This window comes from Kocuria sp. UCD-OTCP (assembly GCF_000349605.1).
Lineage (GTDB): Bacteria > Actinomycetota > Actinomycetes > Actinomycetales > Micrococcaceae > Kocuria > Kocuria rosea.
On record NZ_AOSQ01000031.1, the window covers coordinates 45,768 to 61,323 of the forward strand.

Consider the following 15,556-nt stretch of genomic DNA (forward strand, 5'->3'; position numbering starts at 1 on the left):
GGTGCCGAGCCTAGGCGCTCGCCGGGGCCGGCGGCCCGCCGCGGTCCTCGGCGCGGTTCCCGCCGGGGCCGAGGAAGAGCCGCCGGTGCAGGGTCTCGGCCGGTCCGGGGAGGCCGCGCCGCTCCAGCAGGGCCGCGCCGAGCAGCGTGACCAGCCACACGGCGGAGCCGAGCAGCAGCGCGGCGGTGGGCGTCAGAGAGCGGCCGAGCCCCAGTGCGAACGGGGGCAGCAGCACGGTGAACAGCACGGACTGGGCGAGATAGCCGCTCATCGACCGGCGGCCGAGGGCCTGCAGCGACCACAGCGCGGGATGCTCGCGCGCCCGGAGGGCCGCGGCCCGGGGGCCCAGCACGCGGTCGCAGACCAGCGCCACGAGCAGCGCGTAGCCGATGCCCTGCGCGGCGCCGGTCACCGCGTCCAGGCCGGTGAGCACGGACCCGGCGGTCGGCGAGGGCTCGAGCCGGTCCGTGGTCAGGAGTCCGGTGCCCACGCCCGTGAGCAGCCCGAGCCCGATGCAGACCAGGGCCGTGACCAGCAGCCGGCCGCGGCGGGGCCCGGGGTCCTCGAGCACGCGGTACCGGCTCAGGGCCAGCCCGAGCAGCAGCATGGGCAGCAGGCCGAGCAGCTGGAGCGGGGCGAAGGACACCACCCCGAGCCCCTCCACGAGCCCGAGGACCAGCCGCTCCGGGATCGAGTCCGCCACCAGGCTGGGGAAGGGCGGCGTGCCGGGTGTCCGCACGGACCAGCTCGCCGCACCGTAGAGCACCATGAGCACCGAGCCGAGGGCGGAGAGGATCACGAGGGTGCGCGTGCTCTCGGCGATCAGCACGGCGAGGAAGAGCCCGCCGAACGCGTAGGCGGTGATGATGTCCCCGGGGAAGAGCAGGCACGCGTGCAGGGCCCCGATGAGGAGCAGCCACCCGTAGCGGCGCAGCAGCAGCCGGCGCGCCAGGGGCGGCGGCGTGCCGCGGGCGGCCTCCCGCGCGGCGATCTGGCCCACGCCGTAGCCGACCAGGAACGAGAACAGGGGGAAGCCGCGGCCGTCCACGAGCATCGACATGGCCATGTTGGCGACGTCGTCCGCCGTCCACGCCGCGGTGCCCGCACCGGTGCCCAGCGTCCGGTCCCGGGGACCGTCCGTGGGCCCGGCAGCCCAGATCCAGACGGTGACGTTGGCGACCGCGATGACCCAGAGCATGAGCCCCCGGGCCACGTCCGGCGCCGGGACGCGGCCCGTCGCCCGGGGGGCGTGCGGAGCCCTCACGCGGCGTCCCCGGACGGCAGGGCGCGGCGGCTCTCGAGCACGAGCGGCTCGCCGGTCACCGGGTGGACGAGGGCGATGCGGCGGGCCAGCAGCTGAAGCGGCCGGCCGGGGTCCTCGGCGCCGGCCGGCCGCACCTGCGGGTACAGGGGGTCGTGGCGCACCGGGACGCCCAGGCCGGCCAGGTGCACCCGGATCTGGTGGGTGCGCCCGGTCTCGGGCCGGAGGACGTAGCGGGCCCACGTCCCCTCCTCGTCCGCGAACGGCGGCCCGGCGCTCTCCACCTGGGTGCGGGCGTTGACGGGTCCCGGCACCTCCCGCGCCTGCAGGGACGTGCGGTCCTTGACGATGCGGGACTCGACGAGCCGCGGGAGGCGCAGCCCGGGCCGGTGCGCGGCCACGGCCTCGTACTCCTTCGCCACCGCACGCTCCTGGAAGAGGGTCTGGAACCGGCCCCGGGTGCCGGGGTCCCGCGAGAGCAGCAGCACCCCCGCGGTGCCGCGGTCGAGCCGGTGCAGCGGGGAGAGCCGGTCCTCGCGGCGGGAGCGGCGCAGCTTCACGAGCGCGCTCTGCGCCACGAAGCCGCCGCGCGGCGTGGTGGGCAGCCCGTGCGGCTTGTCGACCGCCAGCAGCCACTCGTCCTCGAACAGGACCGGCAGGTCCCCGGGCAGCTCCGGCTCCTCGGGCAGGGCGCGGTGGTACCAGACCGAGCCGCCGGGGCGGAGGGGAGCGTCGTGGGGGAGGGGCCGCCCGGCGTCGTCGACGATCCCGCCGGCCGCGAAGAGCTCCTCGAGCTCGGGCGCGGACGCGGGGAACCTGCTCAGCAGATAGCCGCGGACGGTCCCGGGGGCGTCGGCCCCGGCGGCCGGCAGCCGCACCCGGACCGGGTCCACCCCGTCCCGCAGCGGCAGGGGGGCGGTGGCGGGCCGACGTCGTCGCATGGTTCCCGATCGTGCTCCGCCCGCGCCCCGTTGTCCACTCGGCGGGCCCGCGTACCGCCGCCCCGCGGATCCTGCGAGAATGGGGGAGCACCCGCACCCGCCCGCCGACCGGAACGAGGCCCATGTCAGCCGAAGAAGTCGTCCTCCTCGACGAGGCGCACCGTCCCATCGGAACCGCGCCCAAGGCCGGGGTGCACACCACGGACACCCCCCTGCACCTGGCGGTCTCGTGCTACGTCCTCGACGACGACGGGCGGCTGCTGCTGACCCGCCGGGCGCTCGCGAAGAAGACCTGGCCCGGGGTGTGGACCAACAGCTTCTGCGGTCACCCGGGCCCCGGCGAGGGGTTCGTGGAGGCCATCGCGCGCCGCGCCGGCCAGGAGCTGGGCTTCGAGGTGACGGCGATGACGGAGGTGCTGCCCGACTTCCGCTACCGGGCGGTGGACGCCTCCGGGATCGTGGAGAACGAGTTCTGCCCCGTCTACCTGGCGCGGGCCACCGGGCGGCCCCGGCCGCTGCCCGCCGAGGTCGCGGAGGTCGCCTGGATCGCCCCGGAGGAGCTGTTCGCCGCGGCGGAGGCCGCGCCGTTCCTGCTCAGCCCGTGGCTGCTGGAGCAGATCGCGGACGACCGGCTGCGCGGGGCGCTCACGAGCCGGGCAGCGCTCCGCCCGTAGCGCTCCGCCCGGCCGGCTCCCTCCGGCTCACTCCATCCGTCCGGCCAGGCCGGCGGCCACCATCTCGAGGGCGGCGCGCAGCGCGAGGATCGCCGGGCGGTGGGCGCTCGCTCCGCGGATCGAGGTGAACACCGTCCGCCGGGGCCCGGTCGGCAGGTCGACCAGCCGGCAGGGCGAGTCCCCGCCCGCCCACATCAGGTCCGGCATGAGCGCCACGGCGTTGCCGGACTCCACGAGCCGGGTCTGCGCCTGCAGGTCCGCCGTCGAGAACCGGACGTCCGGCTCGAAGCCCGCCCGCCGGCACAGCTGCTCGCCCCAGTGCCGCGAGGCGGCTCCCCGCGGTTCCATGACCCACGGGAGCTCGCGGGCGTCCCGCAGGGAGGCGACGGACGCGTGCTCGGGGCCCGGGGGGACGGCCAGGCGGATGGCGTCCGTGATCAGCCGCCGCCGGTCCAGGTCCGGGTGGTGGGCGGCGGCGTGGCTCGGGTACTGCTCCGCCACGACCACGTCGAACTCCCGGGCCCAGGTCTCGTAGAGGGCCCGCTCCGGCTCGGCCTGCACCATCTCGACCCGTACGTCCGGGTGCTCGCGGCGCATGGCGCCCAGCACCTCCGGCAGCAGCGCCAGGGCCGCGGACTGGAACACGGCGACCCGCACGGTGCCGGTGACCGTGCTCAGCGACGCCGCCAGGTCCGACTCGGTGCGCTCCAGGACGTCCAGCAGCTCGGTGGTGCGCGCCACCAGGATCTCCGCCTGCGGCGTGAGCTGGACCCGCCGGCCGGCCTTCGAGAGCAGGGCCACCCCCGCCTCCTTCTCCAGCGCCGAGAGCTGCTGGGAGACCGCCGAGGGGCTGAAGTTCAGGGCGGCGGCGACCTCCGCGAGGGTGCCCCGCAGCGCGAGTTCCCGCAGCAGCCGCAGCTTGCGCACGTCCAGCATTCCGCCGCCTCCCAAAGATTAGTACTGCTGATGAATCATCTGTGGAATTCTTCACTTTATCCGAATCGTCCCGGGGCGCACACTGGACGTACCGCAGTGCTTTCGACCCAACCCAGGGAGTACCACCCATGACGACGATCCCCGTCCCCCCGGCAGCGCAGGCCCCCGGCCGCCCCGCGGTGGGACGCACCCTTTCCCACGCCGCCATCCCGGCGTCGCTGCCCGAGCAGGCCGTGGCCACGGTGCGCCGCTGGCTCACCGAGGCGGAGCAGTTCCCCAGGGACGCCTCGGGGGAGCAGCTGGCGGGGGTGCTGAAGGATCCCGCCGGCCTGGACTTCACGGTGGGCTTCGTCGACGGCGTCATCCGCCCCGAGGACCTCCGGGTGGCGGCCCGCAACCTGGCCCGGCTGGCGCCGAAGGTCCCCGGCTTCCTGCCCTGGTACCTGCGCTCCGCGGTGCGCGCGGGCGGGGCCCTCGCCCCCGTGGCCCCGCAGGTCGTCATCCCCGCGGCCCGCAAGGCGCTGCGCGAGATGGTGGGCCACCTCATCGTGGACGCCAGCGAGGCCAAGCTGGGGAGGTCGATCGCGAAGATCCGCAAGGACGACGTCCGGCTCAACGTCAACCTCCTGGGCGAGGCCGTGCTCGGGGACCGCGAGGCCGCCCGGCGGCTGCAGGGCACCCACGACCTGCTGGCCCGCCCCGACGTCGACTACGTCTCCATCAAGGTCTCCTCCTCCGTCGCCCCGCACTCGCCCTGGGCCTTCGACGAGGCCGTGACCGAGGTCGTCGAGAAGCTCGCCCCGCTGTACGAGCGGGCCGCCTCCTTCACCGCGCCCAAGTTCATCAACCTGGACATGGAGGAGTACAAGGACCTGGACATGACCCTCGAGGTCTTCACCCGGATCCTCGACCAGCCCCGGTTCAAGGACCTGGAGGCCGGCATCGTCCTGCAGACCTACCTGCCCGACGCCCTGGCCGCGATGATCCGCCTGCAGGAGTGGGCCGCCGCCCGCCGCGCCGCCGGCGGCGCCCCCGTGAAGGTGCGCGTGGTCAAGGGCGCGAACCTGCCGATGGAGCAGGTCGAGGCGTCCCTGCACGACTGGCCGCTGGCGACCTGGGGCACCAAGCAGGACTCGGACACCCACTACAAGCGGGTCCTCAACTACGCGCTGCAGCCCGAGCACACGGACGCCGTGCGCATCGGCGTCGCCGGGCACAACCTCTTCGACATCGCCTTCGCCTGGCTGCTGGCCACCGAGCGCGGCGTGGCCGGGGCCGTGGACTTCGAGATGCTGCTCGGCATGGCCACCGGCCAGGCCGAGGCCGTCAAGCGCGACGTCGGGTCCCTGCTGCTCTACACCCCCGTGGTGCACCCGGCCGAGTTCGACGTGGCCATCGCCTACCTGATCCGCCGGCTCGAGGAGGGCGCGTCCCGCGAGAACTTCATGTCCGCGGTCTTCGAGCTCTCCACCGACGAGGAGCTCTTCGAGCGCGAGAAGCAGCGCTTCCTCGCCTCCCTGGCCGGCCTCGACGACACCGTGCCGGCCCCCCACCGGGTCCAGGACCGCAGCCTGCCCGAGCCGCCCGCCCCGGTCGACGCGTTCACCAACACGCCGGACACCGACCCGGCCGTGGCCGCCAACCGGGACTGGGGGCGGGCGATCCTCGCCCGGGTCCCCGGCTCCCGGGCCGGCGTGGCGACCGTCACGGCCGCGGCGCTGCACACGGAGGAGCAGCTCGACCGTGTCATCGAGGCGGCCCTCGAGGCCGGGCGCGGCTGGGCCGCGCTGAGCGGCGCCCAGCGCGCCGAGGTGCTCCACCGCGCGGGCGACGCCCTGTCCGCCCGCCGGGCCGAGCTGCTCGAGGTCGCCGCCGCCGAGGCCGGCAAGACCCTCGACCAGGCCGACCCGGAGATCAGCGAGGCGATCGACTTCGCCCACTACTACGCCGAGCGCGCCCGTGAGCTGGACGAGGTCGACGGCGCGTCCTTCGTGCCCTCCCGGCTCACCGTGGTGACCCCGCCGTGGAACTTCCCGGTGGCCATCCCGGCAGGGTCCGCGCTGGCGGCCCTCGCCGCCGGCTCCCCGGTGGTGTTCAAGCCGGCCGGCCCGACCAAGCGCTGCGGCGCCGTGGTCGCCGAGGCACTCTGGGAGGCCCTCGACGCCTCCGGGATCCCCCGCGACGTGCTCGCCCTCGTGGACCTCGAGGAGCGCGCCCTCGGCCGCCAGCTGATCTCCCACCCGGCGGTGGACCGGCTGATCCTCACCGGCGCCTACGAGACGGCGGAGCTGTTCCGCACCTTCCGCTCCGATCTGCCGCTGCTGGCCGAGACCTCGGGGAAGAACGCGCTGATCGTCACGCCCAGCGCCGACTTCGACCTCGCCGCCAAGGACGTCGCCTACTCGGCGTTCGGCCACGCCGGGCAGAAGTGCTCGGCGGCCTCCCTGGTGATCCTGGTCGGCTCCGTGGCGCAGTCCCGCCGCTTCCGCAACCAGCTCGTGGACGCCGTGACCTCCCTGACCGTCGACCACCCGACCAACCCTGCCGCGCAGATGGGCCCGCTCACCGAGCCCGCCGAGGGCAAGCTGCTCCAGGCCCTGACCACCCTCGAGGAGGGGCAGTCCTGGCTGATCGAGCCGCAGCAGCTCGACGGGACCGGCCGGTTGTGGTCCCCGGGCGTGCGCACCGGCGTGCAGCGCGGCTCCGAGTTCCACCTGGTGGAGTACTTCGGCCCGGTGCTCGGCGTGATGACCGCCGAGACCCTGGAGGAGGCCGTGGCCCTCCAGAACGAGGTGGAGTACGGCCTCACCGCCGGCCTGCACTCCCTGGACCCGGAGGACATCGGCTACTGGCTCGAGCACGTCCAGGCCGGCAACCTGTACGTCAACCGCCACATCACCGGGGCCATCGTCCAGCGCCAGCCCTTCGGCGGGTGGAAGAAGTCGGCCGTCGGCCCCGGCACCAAGGCCGGCGGGCCCAGCTACCTCATGGGCCTGGGCGAGTGGGAGCCGGCGCCGCTGCGCGGGGCCGGGCTCCCCGTGGCCGACGCGGCCGCCGTCGAGCTGCTGCAGGCCGCGCACTCGGGCACGGCGGACCTCGGGCCGGCCGAGGCGCAGGGCCTCGAGCAGGCGCTGCGCAGCGACGAGGCCGCCTGGGCCGAGGAGTTCGGCGTCGCCGAGGACGTCACCGGGCTCTACGCCGAGCGCAACGTCTTCCGCTACCTGCCCCTGCCCGTCACGGTGCGCCTGTCCGAGGGCGAGCCGCTCGCCGACCTGCTGCGCGTCGTCGCCGCCGGGCTGCGGGCGGGCTCCGCGCTGACCGTCTCCACGGCGCACGAGCTGCCCGCCCCGGTGCGCGCCGTGCTCACCGACCGCGGCGTGCCCGTGCGGGTGGAGGACGACGCCGCGTGGCTGGCCGGCGCCCCCGCCCTCGGGGGCGGGCGCGTCCGCCTCATCGGCGGGGACCGCGCGGCCCTCATCGCCGCGACGGGCTCGCGCCCGGACCTGGCCGTCTACGCCCACCCCGTCACCGGGGCCGGCCGGGTCGAGCTGCTGCCGTTCCTGCACGAGCAGGCGATCAGCATCACCGCCCACCGGTTCGGCACGCCGAACCACCTCACGGACGAGCTGGTCTAGCGGCTCTTCCGGCCACGGCCCCGGACCTCGGTCCGGGGCCGTGAATCCAGTTCGGGAAACGGTTCCGGCGCTGGACAGGAGGGGCGCCGTCCTCGATGCATCAGGACGAGGGCGGCGCCCGTGGAGCTCGACCGGCTGTGCTCCGGTGTCCCCCCACGTGCATCGCACATCGGACCCGTGAGCCGGCCGCTGCTCGCCGATGCAAGGGTACTGACATGTAAATAAATGTTCACCATTTCGTAAGGCGGCTCACAATTCCGGTACGGATCGGCTCCGACGTGCGGTGACGTCCTCCGGCAGGTCGCCGCGGCGGCCCGGGAGCGCGACCGCCCCGGCGCTCAGTAGGCCGTGCGCGCGACGTTCCTGGCCCAGGCCTCGAACGGCGCGGTGCGCTCGGCAAGGGCCACCGGACGCACGGGCAGCGACCGTTCGTGCTCGGGCGTGGCGAAGTACTCGTAGAACTCGGCGTCGTCGAAGCCGCCGGCGGCCGCGTCGTGCCGGTCCGCGGCGAACCAGACGGCGTCCAGCCGGGCCCACAGCGAGGCGGACAGGCACATGGGGCACGGCTCGCAGCTGGTGTAGAGGGTCGCGCCCGAGAGGTCGAAGGTGCCCAGCTCGCGGCAGGCGGCGCGGATCGCCATGACCTCCGCGTGCGCGGTGGGGTCGTTGTCGGCCGTGACGCGGTTGACGCCGCTGAAGCGGCGGCCGTCGGCGGTGACGACGACGGCGCCGAAGGGGCCGCCGTCGACGGCGGCGTTGCCCACCGCCAGGTCGATGGCCTCCAGCAGCAGCTGCCGGGCGTCGGCGGGCGGGGTGCGGTCAGTGTCCATGCGGAACTCCCGGGGTGGGGGCAGATGTCGCCGGGGAGCGTCCCGGGCCGGGGCGGGGGGACGTGCGCCGACGGCGGCCGCTGCGTGGTCGATGGTGCGGTTCTGCCTGGTAGATGGCCCGGGGATCCGGGCCCGCCGTGGGCCTGTCCAGAGGTTACCGAGGAGTGTGCCCGACCACAACAGGTGCCCCGGCGTGCCGGCGGGGGAGGAGGGCCGGGCTCCGCGTGCCGCGCCGCCCGCGCTGTGTCACGCCGCCCCTCCCTCGGCCGATCCTCCGGCGAACCGTGGAACACTGCTGACAGCACTGCTCCCGGTTCCTCGGAGCATCAGCGGGCACGCCGTCCGGCGGGCCCACGACACCGGAAGGAGCGGCCATGGGTCGGCAGACGAGACCCTCCGGCACGCCCGAGCCCCTCCGTCTGGGGCTGCGCGCCAACGCCGCCCAGTTCACGCTCCTGGTGGCGGTCAACGCCCTGGTCGGCGGCATGGTCGGCCAGCAGCANCACGACACCGGAAGGAGCGGCCATGGGTCGGCAGACGAGACCCTCCGGCACGCCCGAGCCCCTCCGTCTGGGGCTGCGCGCCAACGCCGCCCAGTTCACGCTCCTGGTGGCGGTCAACGCCCTGGTCGGCGGCATGGTCGGCCAGCAGCAGACCGTGCTGCCGCTGCTGGCCGCCGACGAGTTCGGGCTGACCGACTACACCTTCATCTTCACCTACGTGGCCGCGTTCGGGATCACCAAGGCGATCGCCAACTGGTTCGCCGGCACCTTCTCCGACCGGTACGGGCGCAAGCCGGTGCTGCTGGTGGGCTGGCTGTTCGCCGTGCCGGTGCCGCTGATGCTGATCTTCGCCCCGGACTGGGGGTGGGTGGTGGCCGCCAACGTGCTGCTCGGCGTCAACCAGGGCCTGACCTGGTCCACGACCGTGGTGATGAAGATCGACCTGGTGGGCCCGGCCCAGCGCGGACTGGCCATGGGGCTCAACGAGGCCGCCGGCTACGGTGCGGTGGCCGTGACCTCCCTGCTGGCCGGGTACCTGGCCGAGCAGTACGGGCTGCGCCCGGCCCCGTTCCTGCTGGGCCTGGCCTACACCGCCCTGGCGCTGCTGCTGTCGGGGGCCTTCGTCAAGGAGACCCGCGGCCACGCGCTGCTCGACGCCGGCCGGCACACCCCGCGCGCCGACGGGATGCACGACCACCTGCACGCCGGTCTCACCGACCGCCAGATCATCGCCCAGACCAGCCTGAGGGAGCCCGCGCTGTCCTCGGCCAGCCAGGCGGGGCTGGTCAACAACCTCAACTTCGGGCTCTCCTGGGGCCTGTTCCCCCTGCTGTTCGCCACCGCGGAGCTCACCGTGTCCCAGATCGGGCTGCTCTTCGCCCTCTACCCCGGGGTGTGGGGCGTCGGGCAGCTGGTCACCGGCGCCCTGTCGGACCGGGTCGGGCGCAAGCACCTGATCACCGCCGGGATGGCCACCCAGGCCGCGGCCCTGGCCGTCATCGCCGCCGGCGACGGGTTCGGCGGCTGGGCCGCCGGGACGGTCCTGCTCGGGGCGGGCACCGCGATGGTCTACCCGACGCTGCTGGCGGTGGTGGGCGACGTCGCCCACCCCGTGTGGCGCGGCCGGGCCGTGGGCGTCTACCGGGTCTGGCGCGACCTGGGCTACGCGGTCGGGGCCGTGCTCGGGGGGATCGTGGCCGACCTGCTGGGCCTGCACGCCGCGGTCTGGGCCGCCGCCGGCATCAGCGCCGTCTCGGCCCTGGTCGTGGCGGCGCTGATGTACGAGACCCACCAGCCGGTCCCGGCCGGCCTCCGGGACTGAGTCCGCGGGACCGAGCCCGCGGGGCGGGAAGCCCTCGGGCGCTCCCCCGGCCCGGGGCCCCGGCCAGGAGAGCGACCCGGCGCCTCGAGGGCCCCGCGACCGGTCGCTAGAGTGGGGAGCGCCCACCCGCCGCACCGGGTCCGCACGCCACCGGGCCCGGGCCGGACCGTCGCCGGCGCCGTGCCGGCGACCGGAGTCCCCGAGCTCTCAGGAGGACGCCCCTCCCATGGCCGACCTGTTCGACTTCAACCACGGCGGCGCCACGCACCCCGGCGCTCGCGCCGCCGTCCACCCCGGGGCGGACTCCGGCGAGCACGTGGTGCTGTACACCGTGGTCACCGAGACGGACCGGCACATCGTCCTCGACGACGGCTTCACCTACGACAAGCGCACCGGTGTGGTCCAGGGCCCCGCGGGGCGCCCCACGCTGCAGAACCGCGTGACGGCCACCGAGGGCAGCGCGATGTTCGCCTCCTGGTCGGAGATCGCCCGGCAGCCCCGCCGCCCGGACGGACGCACGGAGGGCTCCGCCCCGCGGCGGGCCCCGGCGCGACGCCTCGGCCCGCTGCTCCGCCGGCTCGGACGCCGGTGAGGTCTCCGGCGACCTGCGGGGCCGCACGCTGACGGCCGCCGGCACGGGCAGGCCATAGGCTGGTCGGCGGACCCGTCCACCCGTTCCCTTGAGGAGTGCACCGTGCCCCTGATCCAGCGACACCTGTTCGGCCCCGGCCCGTCCAACCCCTACCCGGAGGCCACGGCGGCGCTGGGCCACCCGCTGCTCGGCCACCTCGATCCCGCCTTCCTCGACGTCATGGACAGCGCCTGCGACGGCCTGCGCACCGTCTGGGGCACGGACAACCGGCGCACCCTGCCGCTGAGCGCCACGGGCTCCGCCGGCATGGAGGCGGCGTTCGTCAACACGGTGGAGGAGGGCGACGTCGTCGTCGTCGCCGTCAACGGCCTGTTCGGCGAGCGGATGTGCGACGTCGCGGCCCGGTGCGGTGCCGAGGTGGTGCGCGTGGACTTCCCCTACGGGGAGCCGATCGACCCGCAGCGCGTCGCGGAGGCGCACCCGTCCCCCAAGATCATCGCGGCGGTGCACGCGGAGACCTCCACGGGCGTGCGCTCCGACATCGCCGCGCTGGGGGAGCTCAAGGGCGACGCCCTGCTGCTCGTGGACGCGGTCACGTCCATCGGCGGCATCGAGCTGCGCGCGGACGACTGGGGGGTGGACCTCGGCTACGCGGGCACCCAGAAGTGCCTGGGGGTCGCCCCGGGACTGGCGCCGTTCACGATCTCGGACGCCGCGTTCGAGCGCCGGGTGCAGCACCCCCGCTCCTGGTACCTGGACCTGGGCATGCTCGGCGGCTACGTGGGCGAGGCCCAGGGCCGGGCCCGGACCTACCACCACACCGCGCCCACGGCGATGATCGCGTCCCTGGACGCCGCGCTGCGCAGGATCGCCGAGGAGGGCCTGGAGAACGTCTGGGCCCGTCACCAGGCCGCGGGCGACGCGCTCCAGGCCGGGCTGCAGGACATGGGGCTGGAGCTGTTCGCCGCCGAGGGGCACCGCCTCCCGGAGCTGACCACGGTCAAGGTGCCCGAGGGCGTCGACTCCGCCTGGGTGCGGGCCTATCTGCTGGAGCACTTCTCCGTGGAGATCGGGGCGGGCGTGAAGGAGTACGCGAACACCGTGTGGCGGATCGGCCTGATGGGCCCCAACGCCGACGCCGGGTCGGTGACCCTCGTCCTGGGCGCCCTCCAGGAGGCGCTGCGGAAGGTCCCCGCCCTGGTGTGAGCCGCTCCGCGTCCGCTCAGATGAGGTCGGTCTCGGAGCGCTCGATGCGCTCCCCGGTGCCGGGGTCCGCCACCGTGCGGCGGGTGGAGCGGCGCCGGGACGGCACGGCGGCGGCGACCCGGCCCGACGCGGAGGGTCATGTTCGGTCACGACGGCGCGGGCGCCCCGTGTCCCGCGGGGCGACCCGTGCTCCCCGGCCCGGCGCCGCGCTGCTCGGGCGGCCCGGGGGCGCGGCGGGGCGGAGCGGGAAGCGTGCTGCCGAAACCGCCGCTGGCAAGGCACGATCCCCCGGCCACTGCGCCGGCGGAGCACGCACCCGGGCGGCGCGGGTCTCCCGCGCACGCCGCCCGGCGGCCGGTGCGCCCCGTGCCGGTGGCACGACCCCGGGGTGCTCCGGCACGGAGCCGCCCGCCGGGGCGCCGGGGCCTGTAGCCGGACCCGTCCGGCTCTGCTTCTATTGAGGAACGTGGGGACCTACCGAGGAGGAACATCCGATGGAAACCTGGATCTGGATCGTGCTGGCCCTGGCCGTGCTGGCCGTGGTCGTCCTGGCCGTGCTGGCCGGGAGCCGCAAGAAGAAGGAGCGCGAGGCCGTGGAGCGGCGGGAGAACCAGCAGCGCGCCGCCGAGCTGCGCGCCCGCAGCGAGGAGGAGGACCTCTCGGCCCGCGAGCGGAAGGCGGACGCGGACGCGGCCCGCGCCGAGGCCGAGAAGGCCCGGATCGAGGCCGACCGCCTCGAGCAGGACGCCCAGCGGCGCACCGAGGACGCCGAGAAGGTCCGCCAGGAGGCGGAGACCCATCGCCGGGACGCCGCCTCGCTCGTCCCGGACGGGGACGACTCCACCCCTTCTGATGCCTCCCGCGGACGCCGCGAGGACGTCACCGATCGCGCCTCCGGGACGCGCTCCGACGAGGCCCCCTGGCAGGACGGCGACGCCGGACCGGACACCCGGACCCGGCACGACGGCGACACCCTGCACGGGGACACCCTGCACGACGGCAGCGCCCGCCCCGCCGGCGACCCCGGCCCCGGGGACCGGCCGCGCACCTGAGCCCCGGCTCGGACGCGGCGGTCGTCGAGCCGCGGAGAGCGAGCGGGGCCGGTGCGGGATCCCGCACCGGCCCCGCTCATTCTCCGCGGTCACTTCTCCCAGGGAGCCTTGATGGGGTAGTAGCGCTCCAGGAACTCCGTCATCCGCTCCGCGCGCTCGGGACCGGGCACCTCCGGGAAGCTGCCGTCGTTGAGGCAGAACATGTCGAGGTTGCGGCGGCCGAGCAGCTTCTCCATCTGCTGCAGCCCGGCGCGCGTGGTGGTGTCCACGTACTCCGTGCGGGCCGTCTCCTGGGTCACGGCCCGGCCGGTCAGCAGCGCGTAGTAGTGGTAGAGCGAGTTCGTCACCGAGATGTTGTCCGCCGCGCGGAAGCGGCTGGACGCGGTGCGGGCGAACTCCGCCGGGAACTCCCGCTCCATCTCGGCCACCACGCTGCGCCGCAGGGGCGCGGCGCAGTGCTGCAGGTGGCGGGTGGTGATCCGGCCGAAGCGCTCCCACAGGAGCCGGCGGTTGACGCGGGCGGCGTTCTCGAAGCCGGAGCGCTCGGCGGAGTTCTCGCCCAGGCCGATGCGGGTCTCGTTCTCCACGAACTTCGTGATCCCGCCCGGGGAGAAGAACAGCGCCGGGCCGATCGGGCGGCCGAAGAACATGTCGTCGTTGGAGTACAGGTAGTGCTCCGAGAGCCCCTCGATGTGGTGCAGCTGCGCCTCCACCGCCTGGGAGTTGTAGATCGGCAGGGCCGAGGTGTCCGCGAAGAACTCCTCGCTGCGCACGACCCGCACGCGCGGGTGCTCGGCCAGCCACGCCGGCGGCCGGGAGTCGGTGGCGATGTAGATGTTGCGCACCCAGGGGGCGAACATGTGCACCGAGCGCAGGGCGTACTTCAGCTCGTCGACCTGCCGGAAGCGGGCCTCGTGCGCGTCGCCCTCGCCCACCACGGCGTCGGCCATGTACGAGGCCCGGACCCTGCGGTACTCCTCGTCGGAGCCGTCCACCCACGAGAAGATCATGTCGACCGCGAAGTCGATGTCGATGGCGTGGTCGGCGAACATGTTCTCGATCGTGGGCCAGGTGAGGCCGAAGCGCTCCACGGTGCCGCGCACGGCCTCGGCCACCGGGACGGTGCGCCGGGTCAGCGAGTTCTCGATGGGCAGCCGGATCTCGTCCTCGCCGAACTCCCACAGCTCCACCTGCACCCCGGTGCCGGCGCCGTAGTAGAGCCTGGCCTCCGCGGAGTAGTGGGGCCGGAACAGCCGCAGGACCCGCGCGTTGCGGCGCGAGGACAGCTCGCCGTCGGCCAGCAGCTGCACGGTCTTCTTCTTGGTGTCCATCGGCTTGACGTAGTACGGCTCGCCCACGGCCGCGTCCACCAGGGCCTGCCGGAGCCGGGGCCGGTCCTTGAGGTCCACGGCGATGACGGGGCGCTCGTCGTTGCCCCGCACCAGCAGGTAGTCGACGCCCGCCGAGTCCAGGACCCCGCGCAGGAAGAGCAGGTTCTGGACCATGACGTCGTGCGGGGTCTGGTCCGTGATCCGCAGCGCGAAGCGGTCCTTGTAGCGGACCACGTCCTCGCGCTGGTCCAGGGCCGCGGCAGAGGCACGGGAAGCGGAGCGGAACACCTCGCCGTCCGTGCCGTCCTCGGGTGCCGCGAAGTACTCTGCGCCGAGCAGGGTCGTGTTGATGGTGCCTCCTCATGGTGTCGGGCCGCTGGGGCGGCGATCTCATGATAAGCCGCGGCGGCCGGACTCAGGAGGGGAGGGGCTGGCAGCGCTCGCAGAACCACACCGCCCGGTCCCGCGGCGGCCCGGGGTACGGCTCGCCGGGCACGAGCTCGGCGTCGTCGATCCGCGCCTCCCGGACCGGGGCCCCGCACCGGCGGCACGGCTGCCGGCCGCGGCCGTAGACCCAGAACTGCTCGCCGCGACGGGCCGGGCCCCCCACCGTGGAGCGCTGCGAGCGGTCCCGGTTGACGTGCAGCAGCCGGTGGGAGAGGTCCACGACCGCGCCGAGGTCCGGGACCTCGGCCACCGGGGTGAAGGGGTGCAGCCGCTGGAGGAACAGGATCTCGTTGCGGTAGACGTTGCCGATGCCGGCGAGGTTGCGTTGGTCCATCAGCGCGGCCCCCACGCGCCGGAGCGGGTGGCGGGCGAGCCGGGCCAGGGCCTCCGCCCGGTCCCAGTCGGGGCCCAGCAGGTCCGGGCCGAGGTGGCCCACGAGCTCGTCCTCGTCGGCGGTGGCCACGAGGTCCAGCATGCCGAGGTCGAAGCCGACGGCCTGCGCGGCCGCGTTCTCGAGCACCGCCCGCGCCTGGTGGCCGGGGCGCCGCCACCGGGCGCCCCGCGGGTAGACGTGCCACATGCCCTCCATGAGCAGGTGGGAGTGCAGGGTGAGCGGGGGCAGGCCGTCGGGCCCGCCGTCGGTGCGGACCAGCAGGTGCTTGCCCCGCGGCACCACCTCGGTCACGGTGCGCCCCGAGAGGTCCGCGGTGGCGATCGACGGGAACCGGAGGTCGCTGCGGGTCAGGATCCTCCCGGCCAGGGCGCGGCGCAGCAGGACGGCCTGGCGGTAGACGGTGTCACCCTCGGGCACGGCCGCCCCCGGTGCT

12 protein-coding genes are annotated in these 15,556 nt (G+C 74.8%); 6 read left to right on the forward strand and 6 right to left on the reverse strand.

Annotated elements, in window-relative coordinates:
• Positions 1 to 10: 10 nt before the first annotated feature.
• Positions 11 to 1,264: a DUF418 domain-containing protein gene (locus H488_RS30025; RefSeq protein ID WP_017833902.1), complete on the reverse strand. Its 1,254-nt coding sequence runs from the start codon at positions 1,262 to 1,264 to the stop codon at positions 11 to 13.
• Positions 1,261 to 2,202 carry a pseudouridine synthase gene (locus H488_RS30030; RefSeq protein WP_043739122.1) on the reverse strand — a complete coding sequence of 314 codons (942 nt, stop codon included), beginning with the start codon at positions 2,200 to 2,202 and terminating at the stop codon, positions 1,261 to 1,263. The genes H488_RS30025 and H488_RS30030 overlap by 4 nt, the downstream gene beginning before the upstream one ends.
• 122 nt (positions 2,203 to 2,324) lie before the next feature.
• Between H488_RS30030 and idi the strand changes: the two genes are divergently transcribed.
• Complete coding sequence (gene idi / locus H488_RS30035) at positions 2,325 to 2,876, forward strand: isopentenyl-diphosphate Delta-isomerase (protein ID WP_017833904.1); 552 nt, start codon at positions 2,325 to 2,327, stop codon at positions 2,874 to 2,876.
• Between the two features lie 27 nt (positions 2,877 to 2,903).
• On the opposite strand, the gene H488_RS30040 is transcribed toward idi, so the two are convergent.
• Positions 2,904 to 3,812, reverse strand: a complete 909-nt coding sequence (locus tag H488_RS30040) for a LysR substrate-binding domain-containing protein (RefSeq protein ID WP_017833905.1) — start codon at positions 3,810 to 3,812, stop codon at positions 2,904 to 2,906.
• A gap of 128 nt (positions 3,813 to 3,940) precedes the next feature.
• Between H488_RS30040 and H488_RS30045 the strand changes: the two genes are divergently transcribed.
• On the forward strand, positions 3,941 to 7,447 hold the full coding sequence (locus H488_RS30045) for a bifunctional proline dehydrogenase/L-glutamate gamma-semialdehyde dehydrogenase (RefSeq protein WP_017833906.1): 3,507 nt from the start codon (positions 3,941 to 3,943) through the stop codon (positions 7,445 to 7,447).
• Positions 7,448 to 7,785: 338 nt separating this feature from the next.
• Here H488_RS30045 and H488_RS30050 read toward each other — a convergent pair whose 3' ends face one another.
• Positions 7,786 to 8,277: a nucleoside deaminase gene (locus H488_RS30050; protein WP_017833907.1), complete on the reverse strand. Its 492-nt coding sequence runs from the start codon at positions 8,275 to 8,277 to the stop codon at positions 7,786 to 7,788.
• Positions 8,278 to 8,802: 525 nt separating this feature from the next.
• On the opposite strand from H488_RS30050, the gene H488_RS30055 reads away from it, so the two are divergent.
• The 4 genes from H488_RS30055 (at position 8,803) to H488_RS36145 (ending at position 12,951) form a co-directional block, all read left to right on the forward strand.
• On the forward strand, positions 8,803 to 10,101 hold the full coding sequence (locus H488_RS30055) for an MFS transporter (protein ID WP_017833908.1): 1,299 nt from the start codon (positions 8,803 to 8,805) through the stop codon (positions 10,099 to 10,101).
• Positions 10,102 to 10,327: 226 nt separating this feature from the next.
• Complete coding sequence (locus tag H488_RS30060; RefSeq protein ID WP_017833909.1) at positions 10,328 to 10,693, forward strand: hypothetical protein; 366 nt, start codon at positions 10,328 to 10,330, stop codon at positions 10,691 to 10,693.
• A 102-nt stretch (positions 10,694 to 10,795) separates the two neighbouring features.
• The gene (locus H488_RS30065) at positions 10,796 to 11,899 is read left to right on the forward strand and encodes a pyridoxal-phosphate-dependent aminotransferase family protein (protein WP_017833910.1); all 1,104 of its coding nucleotides are present in this window, start codon (positions 10,796 to 10,798) and stop codon (positions 11,897 to 11,899) included.
• A gap of 494 nt (positions 11,900 to 12,393) precedes the next feature.
• Entirely contained in the window at positions 12,394 to 12,951 is a 558-nt protein-coding gene (locus H488_RS36145; protein ID WP_017833912.1) for a hypothetical protein, read from the forward strand.
• Positions 12,952 to 13,040: 89 nt separating this feature from the next.
• On the opposite strand, the gene H488_RS30070 is transcribed toward H488_RS36145, so the two are convergent.
• Both H488_RS30070 and H488_RS30075 read right to left on the reverse strand, forming a co-directional pair.
• On the reverse strand, positions 13,041 to 14,570 hold the full coding sequence (locus H488_RS30070) for a stealth conserved region 3 domain-containing protein (RefSeq protein ID WP_017833913.1): 1,530 nt from the start codon (positions 14,568 to 14,570) through the stop codon (positions 13,041 to 13,043).
• Positions 14,571 to 14,697: 127 nt separating this feature from the next.
• The gene (locus H488_RS30075; RefSeq protein WP_017833914.1) at positions 14,698 to 15,540 is read right to left on the reverse strand and encodes a DNA-formamidopyrimidine glycosylase family protein; all 843 of its coding nucleotides are present in this window, start codon (positions 15,538 to 15,540) and stop codon (positions 14,698 to 14,700) included.
• Positions 15,541 to 15,556: the final 16 nt, after the last annotated feature.